Here is a 20524-nt window from a genome sequence, read left to right as displayed (position 1 = left end):
GGGTTTGAGCGCCTAGACTGTTGAGGTCTACTGCTCAGGAACACCCCGTGACCTCTATTTTTTGGTACGACTACGAAACGACCGGCATTAATCCGCGCTGCGATCGAGCCGTGCAAGTGGCCGGTATCCGCACCGACCTGGAACTCAACGAGATTGATCAGCCGGTCAATCTCTACTGCCAGCCCAGCGACGACATTCTTCCTCATCCGATGGCCTGCCTGATCACGGGCATCACCCCTAGCCGCCTTGAAGACAAAGGCTTGGGCGAGGCGGAGTTCATGACCCGCACGCATGCCCAGCTGGCGCAACCCGGTACCTGTGGCGCGGGCTACAACTCGCTGCGCTTTGATGACGAGGTAACGCGCTACAGTCTGTATCGAAACTTTTTCGATCCTTATGCCCGTGAATGGCAGGGCGGCAACAGTCGCTGGGACTTGATCGATGTCGTGCGTACAGCCTACGCCCTGCGTCCTGAAGGGATCGTCTGGCCTCAGGAAGACGGGCGGGTGACGCTCAAGCTGGAGCGTTTGACGGCCGCCAACGGGATTGATCATGGTCAGGCCCACGATGCGTTGTCCGATGTGCGGGCAACCATCGCACTGGCTCGGCTGATCCGTGACAAACAACCCAAGTTATATGACTGGTTATTCCAGTTGCGCAGTAAGCAGCGCGTGCTTGATCAAGTTCGTCTGTTGCAACCGATGGTGCATATTTCGGGACGCTTTTCTGCGGCCAGACATTATGTGGGCGTGGTATTGCCGCTGGCCTGGCATCCGAAGAATCGCAATGCGCTGATTGTGTGCGATCTGCACTTTGATCCTCAGCCATTACTGGACATGGATGCCGACACTTTGCGCACAATGCTTTACACCCGTCGTGAAGATTTGCCCGAAGGTCAATTGCCGGTTCCGCTAAAGCTGATTCAGATTAATCGTTGTCCGGTGGTGGCGCCCTTGAATGTAGTGCGTGCACAGGATCAAGAGCGCTTGCAATTGGATATGCCGCTCTATCAAGCACGAGCCGCTCGCCTGAGCGAGGCACAGGAAGTTTGGAAGGATAAGTTGTCGGCCATTTATGCCCGCGAAGACTTTGCCCCCAGTGAAGATCCGGAGCAGCAATTGTATGACGGCTTTTTCGGTGATCGCGATCGTCGCTTGTGTGAGCAAGTCAGACTCAGTGACCCGGAGCAGTTGGCCAACGATACATGGGCTTTTGATGATGAACGGTTACCCGAATTATTATTCCGCTACCGGGCCCGAAACTTTCCTCATACCTTGAGTGCTGAAGAAGTTGAACGCTGGCATCTGTTCTGCCAACAACGTTTGACTGATCCTGCCATGGGAGCCCCCATGACCCTGGATAACTTCATGCAGGCAGCGGACGAGCTGTCCCGCAGCGCCACGGCGGCTCAGCTAAAGCTGCTGGGCGAATGGCAGCGTTATGCACGGGAGTTGAGCCGTCGCGTTGGGCTGGATGCGTGCACGGAGAGTACGGATTAAAAAACAGGCAATAAAAAACGCCAGCAAGCTGGCGTTTTTTATTAGCGGCGCAAAAAGTGTGCGCGCGGGGTATCACTTAGTCGAGCAAAGTAGCCCAACCTTCAACCTCGTCGCTGCCCCACTTGGCTTTCCACTCTTTCAGAGTTTTGTGGTTGCCGCCTTTGGTTTCAATCACTTCACCGTTGTGCGGGTTTTTGTATTGTTTAACCTTGCGGGCACGTTTGGTGCCGGTGGTTTTAACAACACCGCGTGGTGCTTTGCTTACTTTGGACTCTGGGTCCAGAAGCGCGATGATATCGCGTAGCGATTTCTGGTATTCGCCCATCAGCGTGCGCAGTTTGCCTTCAAATTCCAGCTCGGTTTGAAGTTTGTCGTCTTCGGACAGGTTCTTCAGGCGAGCTTGCAGTTCTTTGATAGCTTCTTCTGTTGCACGGTATTCGTTGATCAAGGACATGAGGATAACCTTATGTTGAAAAGGGGTAACAGGGAGACAGTGGCGCAATAGTAGTCAGACAGTAACTGCAAGTAAACCTGTAACAGGTGATTAATTTAAAATTTTATTCATTAACTTCACCGTCTCTATATGCGCGCTCATTAAATAATGAGCGGTACAGCAGCCTTAATAACGGTGATTAATAAGGCCTGCCAGTTACACGCCAATTACAGTGCAGGCCACGTCGGTGCTGGCGTGTGGAACAGGCAGCGCGACGCCGTGGCGCAGGCAGCAGGGCGTAACGAATACTGTAGTTTTGCCGCGCACTCGCTAGAATGGCGGCCTTAGTAAAGTTTTTGGAGTTTTTCCCTCATGCGCACTTTTCGGTTGGTGATTGCGTGCCCCGACGGCGTCGGCATTGTCGCCAAGGTCAGCAATTTCCTTGCCTCCCACAATGGCTGGATCACTGAAGCGAGCCATCACTCGGACGACCAGAGCGGTTGGTTCTTTATGCGTCACGAGATTCGTGCCGATTCCCTGCCTTTCGGTCTCGAGGCATTTCGTGAGGCATTTGCCCCGATCGCCGAAGAGTTCTCGATGGAGTGGCGTATTACCGATACGGCGCAGAAAAAACGCGTGGTGTTGATGGCGAGTCGCGAATCCCACTGTTTGGCAGATCTGCTGCACCGCTGGCATAGCGATGAACTGGACTGCGATATTTCGTGCGTGATTTCCAACCACGATGACTTGCGCAGCATGGTCGAGTGGCATGGCATCCCGTTCTATCACGTCCCGGTTGACCCGAAGAACAAAGAGCCGGCATTTGCCGAGGTCTCGCGTCTAGTCAAGCATCATGATGCTGAAGTGGTGGTGCTGGCGCGCTACATGCAAATCCTGCCACCTGATCTGTGCCGTGAATATGCAGGCCAGGTCATCAACATTCACCACAGCTTCCTGCCATCGTTTGTAGGCGCCAAGCCTTATCACCAGGCATCAATGCGTGGCGTGAAACTGATCGGCGCAACGTGCCATTACGTGACTGAAGAACTGGACGCCGGCCCCATCATCGAGCAGGACGTGGTGCGCGTCAGCCACAGCGACAGTATTGAAGATATGGTTCGTTTCGGTCGTGACGTCGAGAAGATGGTGCTGGCCCGTGGCCTGCGTTATCACCTTGAAGACCGCGTGCTGGTTCATGGCAACAAGACGGTTGTGTTCTAAGTATTCACTGCACAACACGTGCGGGAGCGGGCTTGCTCGCGATGGTATCGCCTCGGTGTTTCATATGAGCCGGGTTGCCTGTATTGCAGGCAGCCAGCTCCCAAAGGTTTGCAGCAGTGCAGGGGAGGTGACATGAGTGATCCACTCGACAACGCTACATCCCGTGCACCCGCCACTGTGGGTGAAGGCTGTTTGAGTCGTTATGACCCGGATGCGCTGAGCCCGGAGGACGGCACCGATTTTGCCGATGCCGCCAGGCTTTGGGAGCAGTTGCAGCAAGCTTCAAGCGACAGGCTTGAAGCGGCTGACTGTCACTCAGATGCGGAAACTACCCACCAGTTGCTTCAAGCGGGCAGCCTGCTGTTCAAGGTCGGAACAGGCCCGAAGCGTTGACTGAAGATTTTCAACCCCTTCCTGGTTGAGCGTATTGATTTCGGTAATGTCCATGTTGATCGACTCGACCACCGAGGTTTGCTCTTCGGTTGCCGTGGCGACGGACTGGTTCATCCCGTCGATCTCGCCAATGCGTTCGGTCACGCTGATCAGGCGCTCGCCTGCGCGGTTGGCGATTTCTACGCTGTCCTGGCTGTGACGCTGACTTTCTTCCATGGTGCTCACTGAACCGCGGGCGCTGACCTGCAACTCCTCGATCATCTTTTGTACTTGCTGCGCCGACTCCTGGGTACGGTGTGCCAGGTTGCGAACTTCATCGGCCACCACGGCAAAACCGCGCCCGGCCTCGCCAGCACGAGCCGCTTCAATGGCAGCGTTAAGCGCCAGCAGGTTGGTTTGCTGAGAAATGCTGGTGATCACTTCAAGGATCTGTCCGATGTTCACGGTCTTGTCGTTCAACGACTCGATATGACCGCTGGATGTGCCGAGCATTTGCGACAGTTTCTGCATCGAGTTGATGCTGCGTTCCACCACTTGCTGGCCTTCTTCGGCCAGGCCGCGTGCATCGCTGGCCTGGTGTGATGCCTGGGCCGCATTGCGCGCGATCTCTTGCGCCGCGGCACCCAATTCGTTGATCGCAGCTGCAACGCTGTTGGTGCGACTTGCTTGCTCGTCCGAGTTGAGCATCGATGAGTTGGATGCGCTGACGACACGCAGGGCCACTTCGTTGACCTGTTCAGTCGCCGAGGCCACTTCGCTGATCGACGAGTGAATGCGTTCGACAAAACGGTTGAACGCACTGCCCAGCATGCCGAACTCATCCTGGGACTCAACCACCAGGCGGCGCGTCAGGTCGCCTTCACCTTCGGCAATGTTCTGCATGGCACGGGTCATGACGTGCAGTGGCTGCATCAGCAGGCGAATCAGCAGGCCGAGGAGGGCAATGATCGAAACCACTGCAATCACGGTGGCAATGATGGCCGACGTTCGGAACTCGCTGAGCGCTGCGAACGCTTGTTCCTTGTCAACGGACAGGCCGATGTACCAGTTGACCGAACCCAGGCCTTTGACCGGCGCAAAGGTCACGATACGGGTTTTGCCGTCGACCTGGATCTCGCTGAACCCGGCGTTGATCGAAGGCGTGTCCTGGGGATAGACATCCTTCAGGTTTTTCGTCACCAGGGTTTTGTCCGGGTGGACCAGGATCTTGCCGTCGGCACTGATCAGAAAGGCGTAGCCCATGCCATTGAAGTTCAGGGCATTGATGCTGTCGGTAATGGTTTGCAGCGTCAGGTCGGCGCCGACGACGCCCAGGGTTTGCCCGGATTCTCTAACCGGGGCACCGATGGAAATAACCATCTGGCCGGTGGCTGCATCTATATAGGGTTCAGTCAGGCTTGAGGAGGCGCTGTTCAGCGCATCCTTGTACCAGGGGCGGGTACGCGGGTCGTAGCCGTCAGGCATTTTGCTGTCAGGGCGAATGGTAAAGCCGCCCTGGCTGTCACCAAAATAAACGGCCATAAACGTACTGCTCAGGGTTTTTTGCTCCAGCAGGTTCGCCACCTGGGCGGGCTCTGGAGTGAGGGCGATGGATTCGGCGAGGTTTTGCGCCAGCAGAATCCGGCCTCCCAGCCATGTCTGTATGTTGTTGGCCGTGACGCTGCCCATTTCGTGCAGGTAGCTGTCCAGGTTGTGGCGGATGGCATTGCGTTGCAAGTAGTCGTTGTACAGCGTAAATAGCGAAAAGGCGGCTATTACGATCAGGGACGCGGCAAGCAGGATTTTATGGCTGAAACGCAGGTTTTTATTCATGGCTTGAAGGGTCCGCTAAGGTCTAAAAGTGTGAGGCATACACTCTGGTAAAACGCGCGTGCTACACATCACCGCCTTAACCGGGCAGGTTGAGTGTTCATCAAGGCGCTTTACGACGCTAAATCCGGTTTTTTCTGGTCTAGCATTCAAGGTGTATCGACCCGCGATCGCGAAAGATTAATCAAAGGTGGCAAAATGCCTGACTCTTCTGCTCTAGTACTCGGTGCCGACCTTTCGGGTCAGCCCATCGCTCAGTCCTTGCGCCTTGCCAACCGGCACGGGCTGGTGGCGGGTGCCACGGGGACGGGTAAAACCGTGACTCTCCAACGTTTGGCCGAACAGTTCAGCGATGCCGGAGTTGCAGTCTTTGCCGCTGACATCAAGGGCGATCTGTGCGGTTTGGGCGCGGCCGGCAACCCCCAGGGGAAAATCGCGGAGCGGATTGCGGGAATGCCGTGGCTCAATTACCAGCCCAAGGCGTATCCGGTGACCTTGTGGGATATCCAGGGCAAGACCGGTCATCCGTTGCGTACAACCTTGAGTGAAATGGGACCGTTGCTGTTAGGCAGCCTGCTGGAGCTGACCGATAGCCAGCAGTCGGCGCTCTATGCAGCCTTCAAGGTGGCGGATCGTGAAGGGTTGTTGTTGCTCGACCTCAAAGACCTGAAGGCGCTCCTCAATCATCTGCGTGATAACCCTCAAATATTGGGCGATGACGCCGCCCTGATGACCACCGGCTCAAGTCAGGCCCTGTTGCGGCGTCTGGCAACCCTCGAACAGCAGGGTGCTGAAGCCCTGTTCGGGGAGCCGGCACTGCAACTCGAAGATATTTTGCAGCCTGCCAGTGACGGTCGCGGGCAGATTCATCTGCTTGATGCCAGTCGCTTGGTTCATGAAGCGCCAAAGGTGTACGCAACCTTTCTGCTGTGGCTGTTGGCGGAGCTTTTCGAGCAACTGCCCGAGCGCGGCGACGCGGACAAACCCCTGCTGGCGCTGTTTTTTGACGAGGCGCACCTGCTGTTTGCCGGGATGCCAAAAGCGTTGCAGGATCGCTTGGAACAAGTCGTACGCCTGATCCGTTCCAAGGGTGTCGGGGTGTATTTTGTCACTCAATCGCCTGCGGACTTGCCGGATACGGTGCTCGCGCAGTTGGGGCTGCGTATCCAGCATGGCCTGCGGGCCTTTACGGCCAAGGAGCAGAAGTCCCTGAAGGCCGTGGCTGACGGATTTCGTCCGAATCCGGCGTTTAATGCGTTGGCGGTACTGACAGAGCTGGGTACAGGGGAGGCGCTGGTGGGCATGCTTGAAGAAAAAGGCACGCCAGCCATGGTCCAGCGCGTACTGATTGCGCCACCGCAATCGCGTATTGGTCCGTTGACTGAAGCCGAGCGCGAGGCCTTGATTCGCGGTTCTGCGCTGCAGGGGCGATACGACAAGCCTGTGGATCGGGAGTCGGCGTACGAGATTCTCATGGCCCGCAAGGGCGTGGCGCCGCAAGATCAGGCGCAGACACAGGCTGCGCCGCACGAGCCGGGGTTTCTGGATCAGGCGGGAGACTTTCTGGGTTCGACCGCAGGCAAGGCGCTGCAGTCGATGGCGCGCCAGGCGGCCAGCCAGATGGGGCGCCAGTTGGTTCGGGGGCTGCTGGGGTCGTTGTTGGGCAGCAGCAAGCGCAAGTAAAACGGTGGGAGCTGGTCAGGGTTTAGGTCGTGCGTGACTCGCCAGGCGCTCAAGGGCGGCGCGCAAGGCCGGGTCGGTAATGCCGTCGGCCGTTGCCTGGATGGTCTGGGCGGCATCCTCGGATAAATCCAGCGTATGCCCCGCAACCTTGGCCTGCACTGTGGGTGGCTGCACTTTGAAGAGAATCCGGGTCAGGCTGGCGAACTCGTCAAATGCCTGCAGTTGGCGCAGCAGGCGTTTTTGCTGATAGCGCAGGCGAGTGGCCCAGTGGCCGTCAGTCACGATTAGCAACAGGTTGCCTTCGCGCCACGAAGCGACGTGGCAATGCTCGCGTGCGGCTGGCTGGAGCTGGCTTTCAAGCAAGCGCTGCAGGTGCGCCAGACGCTTTGCATGACCAAAAATGGCTTTTAGGGGCTTGGCCTCGCGGAGCAGAACGGAGGGTGCCCGTGCTGGATGTGGGCGAAATGCCATGTTCAAACACCTGAGAAAGCAGAGCCGCAATCTTAGCAGAAACCGCCGGTTTCACTCGCTCTGATCAAGGTTCATGAACATTTATTCATGAAATCAATGAGTAACTTCTTGTTCTTATGCCTTGAAGTTCAGCAAAAAGCCCTTATTTTATATAAGCCCCTTCACAACGCTGTACCAGTATCGTGGAATAACGCCACTTTCCTCACCGCCGTTTCCGGGTAGAATGCTCGTTCGCATGCGGCCATCAGGGCTGCTCGGGCGACTCTCGGGGCCGCCCTCCATCCCTATGTGTGGAAGATCCTGCCGATATGTTTGCGCCTTTGTTAAAGAAACTTTTTGGAAGCAAGAACGAGCGCGAAGTTAAACGCATGCTCAAGACAGTACAGGTCGTCAATTCCTTCGAAGAGCAGATGGTTGCCCTGACCGATGAGCAATTGCGCGCCAAGACCCAAGAGTTCAAGGCCCGCATAGCCAAAGGTGAGACCCTCGACCAACTGTTGCCGGAAGCTTTCGCGGTATGCCGTGAGGCAGGCAAGCGTGTCATGGGCATGCGCCACTTCGACGTTCAGTTGATCGGCGGCATGACCTTGCACGAAGGCAAGATCGCTGAAATGCGTACTGGTGAAGGCAAGACCTTGGTCGCGACCCTTGGGGTTTACCTCAACGCGCTGTCGGGTAAAGGCGTTCACGTCATCACCGTGAACGACTATCTGGCTCGCCGCGATGCCAACTGGATGCGTCCTCTTTACGAATTCCTGGGCCTGACAGTCGGTGTTGTAACGCCGTTCCAGCCGCCTCAAGAAAAGCGTGAAGCCTACGCCGCCGACATCACGTACGGTACCAACAACGAGTTTGGCTTCGATTACCTGCGCGACAACATGGCTTTCAGCATGGAAGAAAAATTCCAGCGCGAGCTTAATTTCGCCGTGATCGACGAAGTCGACTCCATCCTGATCGATGAAGCCCGAACTCCGCTGATCATCTCCGGTCAGGCCGAAGACAGTTCCAAACTGTACACCGAAATCAACAAACTGATCCCGCGCCTTGAGATGCACGTCGAGGAAGTCGAAGGTGAAGTTACCAAGGCAGGTCATTTCACCATTGATGAAAAGACTCGCCAGGTAGAACTGAACGAAGCCGGTCACCAGTTTGTTGAAGACATGCTGACCCAGATCGGCTTGCTCGCAGAAGGCGAGAGCCTGTATTCGGCACACAACCTGGGCCTGTTGACCCATGTGTACGCCGCGCTGCGTGCTCACAAGCTGTTCAATCGCAACATTGAATACATCGTTGAAGACGGTCAGGTATTGCTGGTCGACGAACACACTGGCCGTACCATGCCGGGTCGTCGTTTGTCCGAAGGCCTGCACCAGGCTATCGAAGCGAAGGAAGGCCTGAATATTCAGGCAGAGAGCCAGACCCTGGCTACGACCACCTTCCAGAACTACTTCCGTCTGTACAACAAGCTGTCGGGCATGACCGGTACTGCGGACACCGAAGCGTTTGAATTCCACCAGATCTATGGTCTGTCGGTGATGGTTATCCCGCCGAACAAGCCACTGGCGCGCAAGGACTTCAACGACCTGGTGTTCCTCACCGCCGATGAGAAGTACGCGGCGATTGTGGCTGACATCAAGGACTGCATGGCCAAAGGCCGTCCAGTGCTGGTGGGTACAGCGACCATCGAAACCTCCGAGCACATGTCCAACCTTCTGAACAAGGAAGGTATTGAGCACAAGGTTCTGAACGCCAAGTTCCACGAAAAAGAAGCCGAGATCATTGCCCAGGCCGGTCGTCCGGGTGCGCTGACCATCGCTACCAACATGGCGGGTCGTGGTACTGACATCCTGTTGGGCGGCAACTGGGAAGTGGAAGTCGCCTCCCTGGAAGATCCGACGCCTGAGCAGATCGCACAGATCAAGGCCGATTGGCAAAAGCGTCACCAGCAAGTGCTGGAGTCGGGTGGCCTGCATGTGATCGCTTCCGAGCGTCACGAATCGCGCCGTATCGACAACCAGTTGCGTGGTCGCGCCGGTCGTCAGGGTGACGCAGGTTCCAGCCGTTTCTACCTGTCGCTTGAAGACAGCCTGATGCGCATCTTTGCCTCTGATCGGGTGAAGAACTTCATGAAAGCCCTGGGCATGCAGTCTGGCGAAGCGATTGAGCACCGCATGGTGACCAACGCGATCGAAAAGGCGCAGCGCAAGGTTGAAGGTCGCAACTTCGACATTCGTAAGCAATTGCTGGAGTTCGATGACGTCAACAACGAACAGCGTAAAGTGATTTATCACATGCGTAACACGTTGCTGGCAGCCGACAACATCGGTGAAACCATCGCAGACTTCCGCAAGGACGTTCTCGACAGCACCATCAGCGCTCACATTCCGCCGCAATCGTTGCCGGAGCAGTGGGACGTCAAAGGCCTGGAAGCTGCCATCGAAAGCGGCTTTGGCGTGAAATTGCCGATCCAGCAATGGCTCGACGAAGATGATCACCTGTACGAAGAAACCCTGCGCGAGAAGCTGCTGAACGAGCTGATTGCTGCCTACAGCGAAAAAGAAGATCAGGCCGGTGCTGAAGCGCTGCGCACGTTCGAGAAACAAATTGTTCTGCGCGTACTGGATGACCTGTGGAAAGACCACCTGTCGACCATGGATCACCTGCGTCACGGTATCCACTTGCGCGGTTATGCACAGAAGAACCCGAAGCAGGAGTACAAGCGGGAGTCGTTCAACCTGTTCTCCGAGCTGCTTGATTCGATCAAGCGCGATTCGATTCGTGTGTTGTCACATGTACAGGTTCGTCGCGAAGACCCTGAAGCCGAAGAAGCACGCCTGCGCCAGGAAGCTGAAGACCTAGCTTCGCGTTTGCAGTTCCAGCATGCCGAAGCGCCGGGCCTTGATCAGCCAGACGCATTGGCCAAGGTGCTGGAAGGCGCCGATGTGGCTGACGTGGTTGCCGAGCCTGCTCGTAACGAGCCAAAGCTGGGTCGCAACGAACTCTGCTACTGCGGCTCGGGCAAGAAATACAAGCACTGTCACGGGCAAATCAACTAAAGCCCGCTTCAACTGCTGAAACACCTGCGCCGCGACCGGCATTAGCCGTCGCGGCGTTTTACCATTGAATTCCCGTCCCTTTGCGGCGGCGCACAACACTTATTTAGGAGCGCGTCATGGCTGTTGGTCTTGGTCCTTTGCCTACTTTGCACCCGGTGGCCGGTTTTGAACTGGGTATAGCTTCAGCCGGTATCAAGCGTCCAGGGCGCAAGGATGTGGTGGTTATGCGCTGCGCTGAAGGCTCAAGCGTGGCGGGTGTATTCACCCTGAATGCGTTCTGCGCCGCGCCTGTCATCCTGGCCAAGCAGCGTGTGCAAGGCCCGGTGCGGTACTTGCTGACCAACACGGGCAATGCCAATGCGGGCACAGGTGAGCCAGGGCTGATTGCGGCAACCCGTACCTGCGACAAACTGGCCGAGCTGACGGGCGTGCCCGCCAGTGCCGTGCTTCCGTACTCCACCGGTGTGATCGGTGAGCCGCTGCCGGTTGAGAAAATCGAAGGTGCATTGCAAGCCGCTCTGGACGATCTGTCCGAAAATAATTGGGCGCAGGCTGCAACCGGCATCATGACCACTGACACCTTGCCCAAAGGTGCCAGCCGTCAGTTCGAACACGAAGGCGTAACCATCACCGTTACGGGCATCAGCAAAGGTGCAGGGATGATTCGTCCCAATATGGCCACCATGCTGGGCTACATCGCAACCGACGCCAAGGTTGCCCGCGATGTGCTGCAAAACCTGCTGCTCGACGGCGCGAACAAGTCGTTCAACCGCATTACGATCGATGGTGATACATCGACCAACGACTGCTGCATGTTGATTGCTACGGGTAAAGCGGCTTTGCCTGAAATCACCGAGGCCAGCGGCCCACTGTTTGCTGCGTTGAAACAGGCAGTGCTGGAAGTCTGCATGGACGTGGCGCAGGCCATCGTGCGCGATGGCGAAGGCGCAACCAAGTTTGTCACTGTTGAAGTGAATGGCGGCGGTAATCATCAGGAATGCCTGGACGTCGGCTACACCGTTGCCCATTCGCCGCTGATCAAGACCGCGTTGTTTGCTTCCGATCCTAACTGGGGCCGCATCCTGGCCGCTGTGGGCCGTGCTGGCGTGCCGGATCTGGACGTGAGCAAGATTGATGTGTTCCTGGGTGAGGTGTGCATTGCCAGTGGTGGCGCACGTTCGGCCACTTACACCGAAGAGCAGGGTTCTGCAGTGATGGCCCGTGAAGAAATCACCATCCGTATCGAATTGGGGCGTGGTGCTTGCAGCGAGACCATCTGGACGACGGACTTGTCCCACGAATACGTGAAAATCAACGCCGAATACCGTACCTGAGTCGTCTCGACATTGCGGGCCTGTCAGTCGCCTCGGCGCTGATGGGCCCGTAATACCCCCGCTTTATCAGCTCTCCCTTTTCTCAAGGTGCCTATCTATGAGCTTTCACCTGATCATTGGCGACAAGTTGCATTCATCGTGGTCCCTGCGCGCCGCGCTGGCGCTGGATCTGGCGGGTGCCCCGTACACCGAGACGCTGATCAAGCTGGGCCAGCCTGATACCCGGGCACTTATTCTCCAACACTCGGCAACGGGAAAAGTACCGCTGCTGAAGACCGTACACGGCACCATCGCTGATTCGCTGGCTATCGCGGAATACCTGAATGAGTGTTTTCCGGCCGCTCGACTGTGGCCGGAAGATGTCGCTGCGCGGGCTCAGGCCAGATCGGCGTGCGCGCAAATGCACAGCGGATTTTTTGGTTTGCGGAGCAATCTGCCATTTGATTTGAGTCGTGATCAGGCGCTGCTCTCCATGCCTGCCGAGGCCCAGGCCGATATCGACAGGATGAGCGCGCTGTGGGCAGAGTGCCGCGCAGTGGCGACCGAAAGCGGGCCTTATCTGTTCGGTCGATCCAGTGTGGCCGATGCTTTTTTTGCTCCGGTGGCTGTTCGCCTGCGAACTTACCGCGTTGCGCTGTCAGCTGAAGATGAAGCTTATATCGACGCCATTTACCAATGGCCCGCGTTCAAAGCCTGGCAACAGGCCGGATTAGAGGAAGTACAAGGGTGAAACGAGTTCATGTGGCTGCGGCCGTTATCCGGGGCACTGACGGGAAGATTTTGATCGCTCGTCGCGCTGATTCTCAGCATCAAGGCGGTCTGTGGGAGTTTCCAGGCGGCAAGGTTGAGGCTGGGGAGTCGGTCGAGGCTGCACTGGGTCGTGAGTTGAAGGAAGAGTTGGGCATTGTGGTTCAGGCTGCTCGGCCTTTGATCAAGGTTCAACATGATTACCCGGATAAGCATGTTCTGCTGGATGTGTGGGAGGTTTCAGCTTTCACCGGTGAACCTCATGGTGCAGAAGGCCAGCCATTGGCTTGGGTAAGCCCGCGCGAGTTGGCGCAATACGCGTTCCCTGAGGCTAACCAGCCGATTGTTACGGCTGCCCGTTTGCCCGATCAATACCTGATCACTCCAGATGGTCTTGAAACCCCTGAGCTGTTGCGCGGTATCCAGAAGGCAATTGCCGGTGGCATTAAATTGGTTTCGCTGCGTGCGCCCAATGGATATGACCCCAAGTACCGGGATTTGGCGGTAGATGCGACCGGTTTGTGTGCAGGCAAGGCGCAACTGATGCTCAAGGGGCCGCTGGAGTGGTTGGGAGACTTTCCTTCGGCGGGCTGGCATCTGACCGCTGCGCAATTGCGCAAGTACGCCGCCAAGGGTAGGCCGTTGCCTAAAGACCGCTGGTTGGCAGCCTCATGCCATAACGCTGAAGAGTTGATGCTGGCCGAGCAGATGGATGTGGACTTCGTGACCCTGTCGCCGGTTCTGCCGACGCAGACTCACCCTGATACGCCACCGCTGGGCTGGGAGCAGGCGCAACAATTGATCGCCAATTTCAGTAAGCCGGTGTTTTTGCTGGGCGGGCTGGGACCTGATGATCGTCAGCAGGTGTGGGCTATCGGTGCACAGGGCGTTGCCGGAATTCGGGCGTTCTGGCCACAGGTCTAAATAATTGCGCAAGCTCTTGTGGGAGCGGCGTACCGCCGCTCCCACACGTGCTGAACTCGACTGTCAAACCCCCGGCTTTGCTGCCGCTTGCCAGAGGATCTCTGCAATTCCCTGACGCTTGGCAATCAAGCGTGCCGCAACAAACAGCACGTCAGACAAACGATTGATATAAGCCAATCCAACGCCCGCCAGGGGCTCCAGCGCATTGAGCTGTTGGCAGCGGCGTTCGGCGCTGCGTGCCAGGCTGCGGCAAACATGGGCTTGGGCGATCAGACTCGAACCACCAGGCAAAATGAAGTTCTCAAGCGGGCCCAGCTCTTCGTTCCAGCGATCAATCGCGGCTTCAAGCCGCTCGATTTCGACCTTGTCGAGAGCCTGATACTCGGGCATCGCCAATTCCCCTCCCAGGTCAAACAATCGATGCTGGCAGGGTTCAAGTACTTCGATCAACTCGATGAGGCCAGGGGTCTGTTCGCTGTGCTCGATGAGCCCGGCCAGGAGCAGGCCCACCTGACTGTTCAGCGTGTCGACCTCGCCGATGGCTTCTATGCGGGGGTGATCCTTGGGTACGCGGCGGCCATCGCCGAGCCCTGTTTCGCCCTTGTCGCCGGTGCGGGTGTAAATTTTCGATAAGCGAAAGCCCATGTTTACAGTTCCACCTTGGTTGATTCGGGGTAGGTCATCGGGTTGCCGGTTAAAGGCAGGCGCAGGGTAAAGCAAGTGCCTTGCCCCTGGGTTGAGTGCACTTCCATTTGGCCCTTGTGGTTGTTGGTAATGATGAAGTACGACACGGACAGGCCCAGCCCCGTGCCCTGGCCAACTTCCTTGGTGGTGAAAAACGGCTCGAAAATTCGTTTGCGCACAGGCTCCGGCATCCCGATACCATTGTCTTCAATCTGAATCTCGGCCCATGGCGGATTCAGTCTGGTGCGCAGAATGATACGCCCTGGCTCGCTCTTGTCGGTACGTTGATGAATGGCCTGGGCGGCATTTTTCAACAAATTGAGCAGCACCTGCTCCAGCTCGTTGGGGATGCCGGGTACCGGGCCGAGCTGCGGGTCGAACTGGCGGATGATGGCCTGGCCCTTGAAGTCAAAGCCAATGGCCAGGTCAAAATCATTGCTGGCAATGTCCAGGGCTTGATCAATGAGTGCCGATAAATCGCAGGGGCTCATTTGCCGGTTGCTGCGGCGGCTGAAGCTGAGCATGTGGGTCACGATTTTGGCTGCGCGGGCCCCGGCCTGCTGGATGCCGTCAAGCAACTGCGGGATCTCTCGTGCCTGCAGGTAGTGATTGACCACGTCCAGGTCAATGCCGGTCTGCTCGGCTTGCTCGATATTCCTTGGCAGGTCGCTCGACAGGCGTCTGCGAATGTTCTGCACGTTATGCAGGATAGCGCCCAAGGGGTTGTTGATCTCATGGGCCATGCCGGCAGCGAGTCCGCCTACGGAGAGCATCTTCTCCGACTGCACCATCATGTCTTCCAGTGACAGTCGCTGGGTAATGTCATCGATGCGGATCACGACGCCGCGTCCGGCACCGCCCATGAGCGGGTAAAAGGTCAAGGCGTAGTGGCGAGCGTCTTCGCCCTGTCCCCAGGTGACGCGTTCAATTTTTGTTACCCGGTGGTGCTCAATCGTGTCCTTGAGCTGCGGCAGGAAGGGTTTCAAGGGTTCGAAGGCCAGGTAAATGGGCTTGCTCATGGCATCGTCCAATGGCGTGCCGGACAGGGCGCTGGCTTCCTGATTCCATTGGGTGACATAGAGTTCTTCGTCCAACGCGATCAGGGCCGAAGGCATGGAGTCGATGATGCAATTGAGGTAGTTCTGAAATCCGGTGAGTTTTTTCTCTATTTTGCTACGAACTTGTACTTCGAGCTCCAGCTTGCGATTGGCATGACGGGTTTCTTCGGCCAGTGCCTGAGCTTGGTCGTAGGCTTCACGGGCTTCGTCTCTGGCGCGCTTGAGTTCCTGGTCACGCACTTCAATGCGCGAGAGCATGGTGTTGAATGCTCTGGCCAGGCTGCCGATTTCGTCGTTGTTGCCTGGTGCTGCGCGCAATGCGTAGTTTTCTTCGCGGCTGACCTGGCGCGACAGCTCTTCAAGGCGGTGGATGGGCTGGGTGATCAGGCGCTTGATCTGGCGTGCCACCACGAACCACAGCAAAATGCTGAACACCAGAATGCCCAGGCTGGCCGTCAGCGTGCCGGTGTAGAAGGCCATGGGCAGCTCGCTGCTGGCGATCAACAGCAGGTGCCCGGGTGGTTGGTCACCGTGATGCAGGCGTGTGACTTGATGGCTTCGCAGTTCGGTGAGGCTCCAGGCTTCAATCTGGCGATAGTGCTCGGGGAGCGGGAGGTGTTCACCGTGTTGCAACTGCACCAGCAGGTTTCCTGAACTGTCATAAATCGCGGCAGCGCGAAGGGGGGCGTAGCTGCCGATTTCATTGAGCAGGGATTTTGCGCTCTGCGGTGAATCCAGCGCATGAGCGATCAGGTCAGGATTTGAAGTCAGTTGCCCCAGTGTTTGCAGGGCTTGCGGGGCGGTACTTTCGTGGGAAATCCAGTACGCGACACTGATGAACGTCAAATTGGCAACCAGCATGACGGCAGCCAGCAAGACGAGCAGGGCGGCCAGCAACTTCTGGCCTACCGGTAGGTTTTCAAGGCGCTGGCGCAAGGGCATGGGGTGGCCGCTTAGATAAGAAGATGCTGGCAGGGTAGCGCGCCCCTCAGTTACAGGGCAATCCGCGCTGCTGCAGGTGTTCAGTCAATCGCTGGTGCAGGTGCTGCAGGTGTGGGACGGCGAACTGGCTGCTGCGGGCTGCTTCGCAGGCATATCCGAGCAGGTAGCTGATTTCGGTACGGCGGCCGTGGGCAACATCCTGGTGCATGGAGGAGTAGTTGTTGGCAGTGGCCCGGATAACGCGATCCACTTCAGTGGCCAAGCCGACCGCGGCACTGGCTTGACCGCAGTGCTCAAGCAGAGCGCTGAGCTCTGCGCAGAGGGTGTGCACTTCGGCGCTGTGTGCTTGCAGCCCGCCATTACGGCAGTCGTAGAGAACCGTCAGGGGATTGATTGCACAGTTAAGTGCCAGCTTGCGCCACAAGCGGCTCAGGATGTTCGGGCTCCATTCGTGATCAATGCCGCTGCGCTGAAGTTCATCAAGCCATTGCGCGATGGTGCCTTGATCGGCATCACCCAGCCACGTGTGACCCCGGCCGGCAAATACCACGCGCCAATCACCATCACGAAAGGCGCCTTCGGTGCTGGAGGCGAAGATGCAGCGAATGTGTGGCACAAGGGCCGCGACGGCCTGTTGGCTGCCGAGGCCGTTTTGCAGCAGGATTATTTCTGCGTCCGGGGTAAGCCGAGCGGCAATTTGCGCGACGGCCTGTTGCGCGTCATAGGCTTTGCAGGTGACCAGCAGGCGCTGAATCGGCTCGCCGTTTTCAGGAATTTGCGCGCGGATGTTCCATTTTTGCGACTCTTCGCCTTCAATCAGAGTCAAACCCCGGGCTGCTTTGTACGCTTGCAGGCGTTCGCAGTTGCGCACGATGAGCTTCACTGGCAAGCCGGCCCGTGCCAGTCGAGTAGCCCACAGCATGCCCATGCTTCCTGCGCCGAGAACGTGCCAGGTGGTACTCGCCCGGGTAGGCACGTCGGAGTGGGTGTGTGGCAGGGCCGAATTTCGCATGTGAGCTCGCAAGTGAATGAAGTCGAAGAACCGCTATAATGCCCGCGCATTTTAACTGTCAGGTCAGGCGTGCTCCATCTGTGTTGAGCGCGCCCTTTATTATTGGAGAAAATTACATGCCGTCGTTCGACGTGGTATCCGAACTGGACAAGCACGAAGTCACCAACGCCGTCGAGAACGCCGTCAAGGAACTGGATCGTCGTTATGACCTCAAGGGTAAAGGCACTTTTGAGTTCAAGGAGAAGGATCTGACGGTCAATCTGACCGCTGAAGCCGACTTCCAGCTGGAAGCAATGATCGAGATCCTCAAGCTGGCACTGGTCAAGCGCAAGATCGACGTTCAATGCCTTGAGGTCAAGGATGCCTATGCTTCGGGCAAATTGATGAAGCAGGAAGCGGTGCTCAAGGAAGGCATTGATAAAGAGCTGGCGAAGAAAATCGTTGCTCACGTCAAGGATGCCAAGCTCAAGGTTCAGGCTGCCATTCAGGGCGAGCAAGTACGCATCACCGGCAAGAAACGCGATGACTTGCAGGATGCGATTGCAGCGCTGCGTGCCAAGACGTTCGACATGCCACTGCAGTTCAACAATTTTCGCGACTGATCACGGACCCAGGGAACCAATGACGCGCATTGCCGTCCGAAATTTCCTGGGCGCGGCGCAAGCGGTTTGGCGACCACGGTTGCCTTATCGTTTTGCTGAATAAATGACGGCGTCGAGTTTTGTCGCGAGGAGATGTAAATGGATTTGAACACTGAAGTGGATCAGTTGATCAAGGCCTCCCAGGCCTGGATCCCCATGATCATGGAATACGGCAGCCGTGTGCTGCTGGCAGTGGTTACGCTGGCGGTGGGCTGGTGGCTGATCAACCGTTTGACTACCAAGATTGGCCAGTTGCTGGCGCTGAGAAAGGCAGACCTGGCGTTGCAGGGCTTTATCAGCAACCTCGCCAATATCATTCTCAAGATACTGCTGGTTGTCAGTGTCGCGTCAATGATCGGTATCCAGACCACGTCGTTTGTCGCGGCCATTGGTGCGGCAGGTCTGGCCATTGGTCTGGCGTTGCAGGGCAGTCTGGCGAACTTTGCGGGTGGGGTACTGATTCTGCTGTTCCGTCCGTTCAAGATCGGTGACTGGATCGAAGCGCAAGGCGTAAGCGGTACTGTGGACAGTATTCAGATCTTCCACACCGTGTTGCGCACCGGTGACAACAAAACTGTCATCGTGCCAAACGGCAACCTGTCCAACGGCATCATCACCAACTACAACCGTCAACCGACGCGCAAAGTGGTATTTGATGTGGGTGTGGACTACGAGGCGGATCTTCAAAAGGTCCGTGAAGTGTTGCTGGCGCTGGCCGATGACCCTCGCGTCCTGAAAGAACCGGCTCCAGTTGTTGTGGTCACGGCCTTGGGTGATAGTGCGATCACCATGTCGTTGCGTGTATGGGTCAATACCCCGGATTATTGGGATGTCCTGTTTATGCTCAACGAACATTCCCGCGATCGCTTGAAGGCTCAGGGCGTGGATATTCCTTTTCCGCAACGAGTGGTTCGTGTGGTTCAGGAAGTCGCTGCGCAGTAAGGTCAGAGATGGCACCTGACAATCGAGTCGGGTGTGAGTAAACATTAAAGGGGCTAAATGCCCCTTTAATTGTTTTTGTACCTTGTGAAGGTAGTTGCAGATGTTCGGCGGTCAATTTGGCGATTGATAATTAGTTGCATTTATAGTTATTAGTTAGCTTGCTATATAACTGAACTTTTATTCAGGCAAATAAAAAGCCACGCCCTGAGACAGGAGCGTGGCTTTCACTAAACACGGTATATGTAACTATCGCCCGAAGGCCATGATTACAAGATGTTCAGCGGGTACTCAGCAATCAGGCGGAAGTCGTTGACATCGTTGCCGTTGTTGCTGGTGGTGCGATAGATCGCGCTACGCAGACGGAAAGACAAGTCTTTGGCCGGGCCTTCTTGCAATACGTACTTGGTTTCGAAGTCAAATTCGTGCTCTTTGCCTTCGCCGTCAGTCGTGGAGATGTTATCGCCTTTAACGTAGCGAGCCATGAAGCTCAGGCCTGGAACGCCGTAGCTGGTCATGTTCAGGTCGTAGCGACCCTGCCAGGAGCGTTCGTCGCGCTGGTTGAAGTCGGAGTACTGTACGGAGTTGGCGAGGAAGATACTGCCGCCGCCGTCGATGCCGTAGTTGTAAGCGCTGTCACCGGTGGAGCGCTGGTGAGCAATGGTGAACTTGTGAGCGCCGAGGCTGTAAGCAGCCGCCAAGCTCCAGATCTTGTTGTCCACGTTGCCCAGCAGTTCCTTGCCATCGCTGGTTGTTTTATAGCCGTTGAAGTCGAAGTTCAGGGCCTGAGACTCTGCGATAGGCAGGGTGTAGTTCAGGTTGATGTACTGCTTCTTGAAGTAGTCTTCAACGTCGGATGCTGCCACGCCACCAACAAAGTTGTCAGTGAATTGGTAGGTTGCGCCGGCAATGTTGGCAGCGGTCAGGCCTGGCTGGCCTTTGCCATTGATGCTGTCGCGTGCCATGCCAGTCTGCGAGCTCAGCGCGGTGAAGCGACCTGCGCTCAGCTCCAGGCCTTTGATTTCCTTGCTGGTGATCAGGGTGCCGGTAGCAACCTCTGGCAGCAGACGGCTATCGTCGGTGGAGAAAACCGGGCTGGCTACGAATTGGTTGCCGTATTTCAGTTCAGTGTCGGAAACGCGGAATTTGACAGCCCCGCCGATTTTCGACTGGGTATCTTCCGGAGAACCGTCGCTCTTGGTGGCGAACAGGCCGTTGCCTTGACGGCCAGCGCCGCCGTCCAGGCGTGCTGTGCCCATGGCGAAAGCGTCAACACCGACACCGATGGTGCCCTGGGTGAAGCCGGACTGGTAGTTAAGCAGTTCGCTCAGGCCCCAATCTTCGCGGTAGCCGCTTTTGAAGCCGCCGGTTGGCTTGGCGATGTTGCCAGCGCCGTTACGGAAATCACGGTTCATGTACAGCATGCGGGTTTTAGAAGTCAGAGTGCTGTCTTCGATGAAACCTTTGGCGTCGTCCTGGGAGGAGGCCATTGCGAACTGAGTAGTACCGGCTGAAACAGCCAGGGCGATTATGCTCCACTTCATCACGCGCATCGTGATTTGCTCCTTTGGTTTTTAGGAAGAGTACTGCCGTCCCACCTGAAATTATTATCTGGGCGGCTCTTTCTTTTTGTGTCGGCGCAAACTTATATCACGCCGACAATGTTGGCGATACTTGC

Annotated in this window: 17 protein-coding genes and 1 pseudogene; 10 read left to right on the top strand and 8 right to left on the bottom strand. The window is 56.8% G+C overall.

Annotated elements, in window-relative coordinates; all coding sequences use genetic code 11:
• Nucleotides 1–47 precede the first annotated feature (47 nt).
• Complete coding sequence (sbcB, locus tag VSQ83_RS17420; RefSeq protein WP_326427254.1) at nt 48–1499, top strand: exodeoxyribonuclease I; 1452 nt, start codon at nt 48–50, stop codon at nt 1497–1499.
• A gap of 76 nt (nt 1500–1575) precedes the next feature.
• On the opposite strand, the gene mvaT is transcribed toward sbcB, so the two are convergent.
• Nucleotides 1576–1953, bottom strand: a complete 378-nt coding sequence (mvaT, locus tag VSQ83_RS17415; RefSeq protein WP_133077379.1) for a histone-like nucleoid-structuring protein MvaT — start codon at nt 1951–1953, stop codon at nt 1576–1578.
• A 351-nt stretch (nt 1954–2304) separates the two neighbouring features.
• Here mvaT and purU point away from each other — a divergent pair, with 351 nt between their 5' ends.
• Together purU and VSQ83_RS17405 are read left to right on the top strand one after the other, a co-directional pair.
• Nucleotides 2305–3153 carry a formyltetrahydrofolate deformylase gene (purU, locus tag VSQ83_RS17410; RefSeq protein WP_016782207.1) on the top strand — a complete coding sequence of 283 codons (849 nt, stop codon included), beginning with the start codon at nt 2305–2307 and terminating at the stop codon, nt 3151–3153.
• 132 nt (nt 3154–3285) lie between these two features.
• A complete protein-coding gene (locus tag VSQ83_RS17405) occupies nt 3286–3546 on the top strand; it encodes a hypothetical protein (protein WP_133077380.1) in 261 nt (86 codons plus the stop codon).
• Here the strand turns inward: VSQ83_RS17405 and VSQ83_RS26800 are convergent.
• The gene (locus VSQ83_RS26800; RefSeq protein WP_374105705.1) at nt 3469–4233 is read right to left on the bottom strand and encodes a methyl-accepting chemotaxis protein; all 765 of its coding nucleotides are present in this window, start codon (nt 4231–4233) and stop codon (nt 3469–3471) included. The two genes, VSQ83_RS17405 and VSQ83_RS26800, sit on opposite strands and share 78 nt — an antisense overlap.
• A gap of 93 nt (nt 4234–4326) precedes the next feature.
• Nucleotides 4327–5358, bottom strand: a pseudogene (locus tag VSQ83_RS26795) (HAMP domain-containing protein); the annotation flags it as partial.
• A 195-nt stretch (nt 5359–5553) separates the two neighbouring features.
• On the opposite strand from VSQ83_RS26795, the gene VSQ83_RS17395 reads away from it, so the two are divergent.
• Nucleotides 5554–7038 (top strand): helicase HerA-like domain-containing protein, encoded by a 1485-nt coding sequence (locus VSQ83_RS17395; protein ID WP_326427253.1) that lies wholly within the window; start codon nt 5554–5556, stop codon nt 7036–7038.
• 15 nt (nt 7039–7053) lie between these two features.
• Here VSQ83_RS17395 and VSQ83_RS17390 read toward each other — a convergent pair whose 3' ends face one another.
• Nucleotides 7054–7509 carry a DUF721 domain-containing protein gene (locus VSQ83_RS17390; RefSeq protein ID WP_133077383.1) on the bottom strand — a complete coding sequence of 152 codons (456 nt, stop codon included), beginning with the start codon at nt 7507–7509 and terminating at the stop codon, nt 7054–7056.
• A gap of 308 nt (nt 7510–7817) precedes the next feature.
• Between VSQ83_RS17390 and secA the strand changes: the two genes are divergently transcribed.
• The 4 genes from secA (at nt 7818) to VSQ83_RS17370 (ending at nt 13570) form a co-directional block, all read left to right on the top strand.
• Nucleotides 7818–10565: a preprotein translocase subunit SecA gene (gene secA / locus VSQ83_RS17385; RefSeq protein ID WP_133077384.1), complete on the top strand. Its 2748-nt coding sequence runs from the start codon at nt 7818–7820 to the stop codon at nt 10563–10565.
• Nucleotides 10566–10681: 116 nt separating this feature from the next.
• Nucleotides 10682–11899 carry a bifunctional glutamate N-acetyltransferase/amino-acid acetyltransferase ArgJ gene (gene argJ, locus VSQ83_RS17380; protein WP_133077385.1) on the top strand — a complete coding sequence of 406 codons (1218 nt, stop codon included), beginning with the start codon at nt 10682–10684 and terminating at the stop codon, nt 11897–11899.
• A gap of 97 nt (nt 11900–11996) precedes the next feature.
• On the top strand, nt 11997–12629 hold the full coding sequence (locus tag VSQ83_RS17375) for a glutathione S-transferase (protein ID WP_133077386.1): 633 nt from the start codon (nt 11997–11999) through the stop codon (nt 12627–12629).
• Nucleotides 12626–13570, top strand: a complete 945-nt coding sequence (locus tag VSQ83_RS17370) for a Nudix family hydrolase (protein WP_326427252.1) — start codon at nt 12626–12628, stop codon at nt 13568–13570. The genes VSQ83_RS17375 and VSQ83_RS17370 overlap by 4 nt, the downstream gene beginning before the upstream one ends.
• Nucleotides 13571–13633: 63 nt before the next feature.
• On the opposite strand, the gene VSQ83_RS17365 is transcribed toward VSQ83_RS17370, so the two are convergent.
• The 3 genes from VSQ83_RS17365 to VSQ83_RS17355 are packed head-to-tail and all read right to left on the bottom strand — an operon-like array spanning nt 13634 to nt 17266.
• The gene (locus tag VSQ83_RS17365) at nt 13634–14215 is read right to left on the bottom strand and encodes a cob(I)yrinic acid a,c-diamide adenosyltransferase (protein WP_133077388.1); all 582 of its coding nucleotides are present in this window, start codon (nt 14213–14215) and stop codon (nt 13634–13636) included.
• 2 nt (nt 14216–14217) lie between these two features.
• A complete protein-coding gene (locus VSQ83_RS17360) occupies nt 14218–16254 on the bottom strand; it encodes a sensor histidine kinase (protein WP_326427251.1) in 2037 nt (678 codons plus the stop codon).
• Between the two features lie 46 nt (nt 16255–16300).
• Entirely contained in the window at nt 16301–17266 is a 966-nt protein-coding gene (locus tag VSQ83_RS17355) for a putative 2-dehydropantoate 2-reductase (RefSeq protein WP_326427250.1), read from the bottom strand.
• Between the two features lie 116 nt (nt 17267–17382).
• Here VSQ83_RS17355 and VSQ83_RS17350 point away from each other — a divergent pair, with 116 nt between their 5' ends.
• Both VSQ83_RS17350 and VSQ83_RS17345 read left to right on the top strand, forming a co-directional pair.
• On the top strand, nt 17383–17868 hold the full coding sequence (locus VSQ83_RS17350) for a YajQ family cyclic di-GMP-binding protein (RefSeq protein WP_019823277.1): 486 nt from the start codon (nt 17383–17385) through the stop codon (nt 17866–17868).
• Between the two features lie 138 nt (nt 17869–18006).
• Complete coding sequence (locus VSQ83_RS17345; RefSeq protein ID WP_019823275.1) at nt 18007–18849, top strand: mechanosensitive ion channel family protein; 843 nt, start codon at nt 18007–18009, stop codon at nt 18847–18849.
• A 266-nt stretch (nt 18850–19115) separates the two neighbouring features.
• On the opposite strand, the gene VSQ83_RS17340 is transcribed toward VSQ83_RS17345, so the two are convergent.
• Nucleotides 19116–20399, bottom strand: a complete 1284-nt coding sequence (locus tag VSQ83_RS17340; RefSeq protein WP_133077391.1) for an OprD family porin — start codon at nt 20397–20399, stop codon at nt 19116–19118.
• Nucleotides 20400–20524 lie beyond the last annotated feature (125 nt).

Source organism: Pseudomonas sp. DSV-1 (assembly GCF_035830915.1).
Classification (GTDB): domain Bacteria; phylum Pseudomonadota; class Gammaproteobacteria; order Pseudomonadales; family Pseudomonadaceae; genus Aquipseudomonas.
Note: the sequence above shows the minus strand (reverse complement) of the source record. Positions and strands in the feature narration are given on the sequence as shown.

Bases quoted from the DNA above. Each gene is read 5' to 3' on its own strand.
- mvaT (WP_133077379.1), bottom strand. From the start codon at position 1,953: ATGTCCTTGATCAACGAATACCGTGCAACAGAAGAAGCTATCAAAGAA.
- purU (WP_016782207.1), top strand. From the start codon at position 2,305: ATGCGCACTTTTCGGTTGGTGATTGCGTGCCCCGACGGCGTCGGCATT.
- VSQ83_RS17405 (WP_133077380.1), top strand. From the start codon at position 3,286: ATGAGTGATCCACTCGACAACGCTACATCCCGTGCACCCGCCACTGTG.
- VSQ83_RS26800 (WP_374105705.1), bottom strand. From the start codon at position 4,233: ATGCTCAACTCGGACGAGCAAGCAAGTCGCACCAACAGCGTTGCAGCT.
- VSQ83_RS17395 (WP_326427253.1), top strand. From the start codon at position 5,554: ATGCCTGACTCTTCTGCTCTAGTACTCGGTGCCGACCTTTCGGGTCAG.
- VSQ83_RS17390 (WP_133077383.1), bottom strand. From the start codon at position 7,509: ATGGCATTTCGCCCACATCCAGCACGGGCACCCTCCGTTCTGCTCCGC.
- secA (WP_133077384.1), top strand. From the start codon at position 7,818: ATGTTTGCGCCTTTGTTAAAGAAACTTTTTGGAAGCAAGAACGAGCGC.
- argJ (WP_133077385.1), top strand. From the start codon at position 10,682: ATGGCTGTTGGTCTTGGTCCTTTGCCTACTTTGCACCCGGTGGCCGGT.
- VSQ83_RS17375 (WP_133077386.1), top strand. From the start codon at position 11,997: ATGAGCTTTCACCTGATCATTGGCGACAAGTTGCATTCATCGTGGTCC.
- VSQ83_RS17365 (WP_133077388.1), bottom strand. From the start codon at position 14,215: ATGGGCTTTCGCTTATCGAAAATTTACACCCGCACCGGCGACAAGGGC.
- VSQ83_RS17360 (WP_326427251.1), bottom strand. From the start codon at position 16,254: ATGCCCTTGCGCCAGCGCCTTGAAAACCTACCGGTAGGCCAGAAGTTG.
- VSQ83_RS17355 (WP_326427250.1), bottom strand. From the start codon at position 17,266: ATGCGAAATTCGGCCCTGCCACACACCCACTCCGACGTGCCTACCCGG.
- VSQ83_RS17350 (WP_019823277.1), top strand. From the start codon at position 17,383: ATGCCGTCGTTCGACGTGGTATCCGAACTGGACAAGCACGAAGTCACC.
- VSQ83_RS17345 (WP_019823275.1), top strand. From the start codon at position 18,007: ATGGATTTGAACACTGAAGTGGATCAGTTGATCAAGGCCTCCCAGGCC.
- VSQ83_RS17340 (WP_133077391.1), bottom strand. From the start codon at position 20,399: ATGCGCGTGATGAAGTGGAGCATAATCGCCCTGGCTGTTTCAGCCGGT.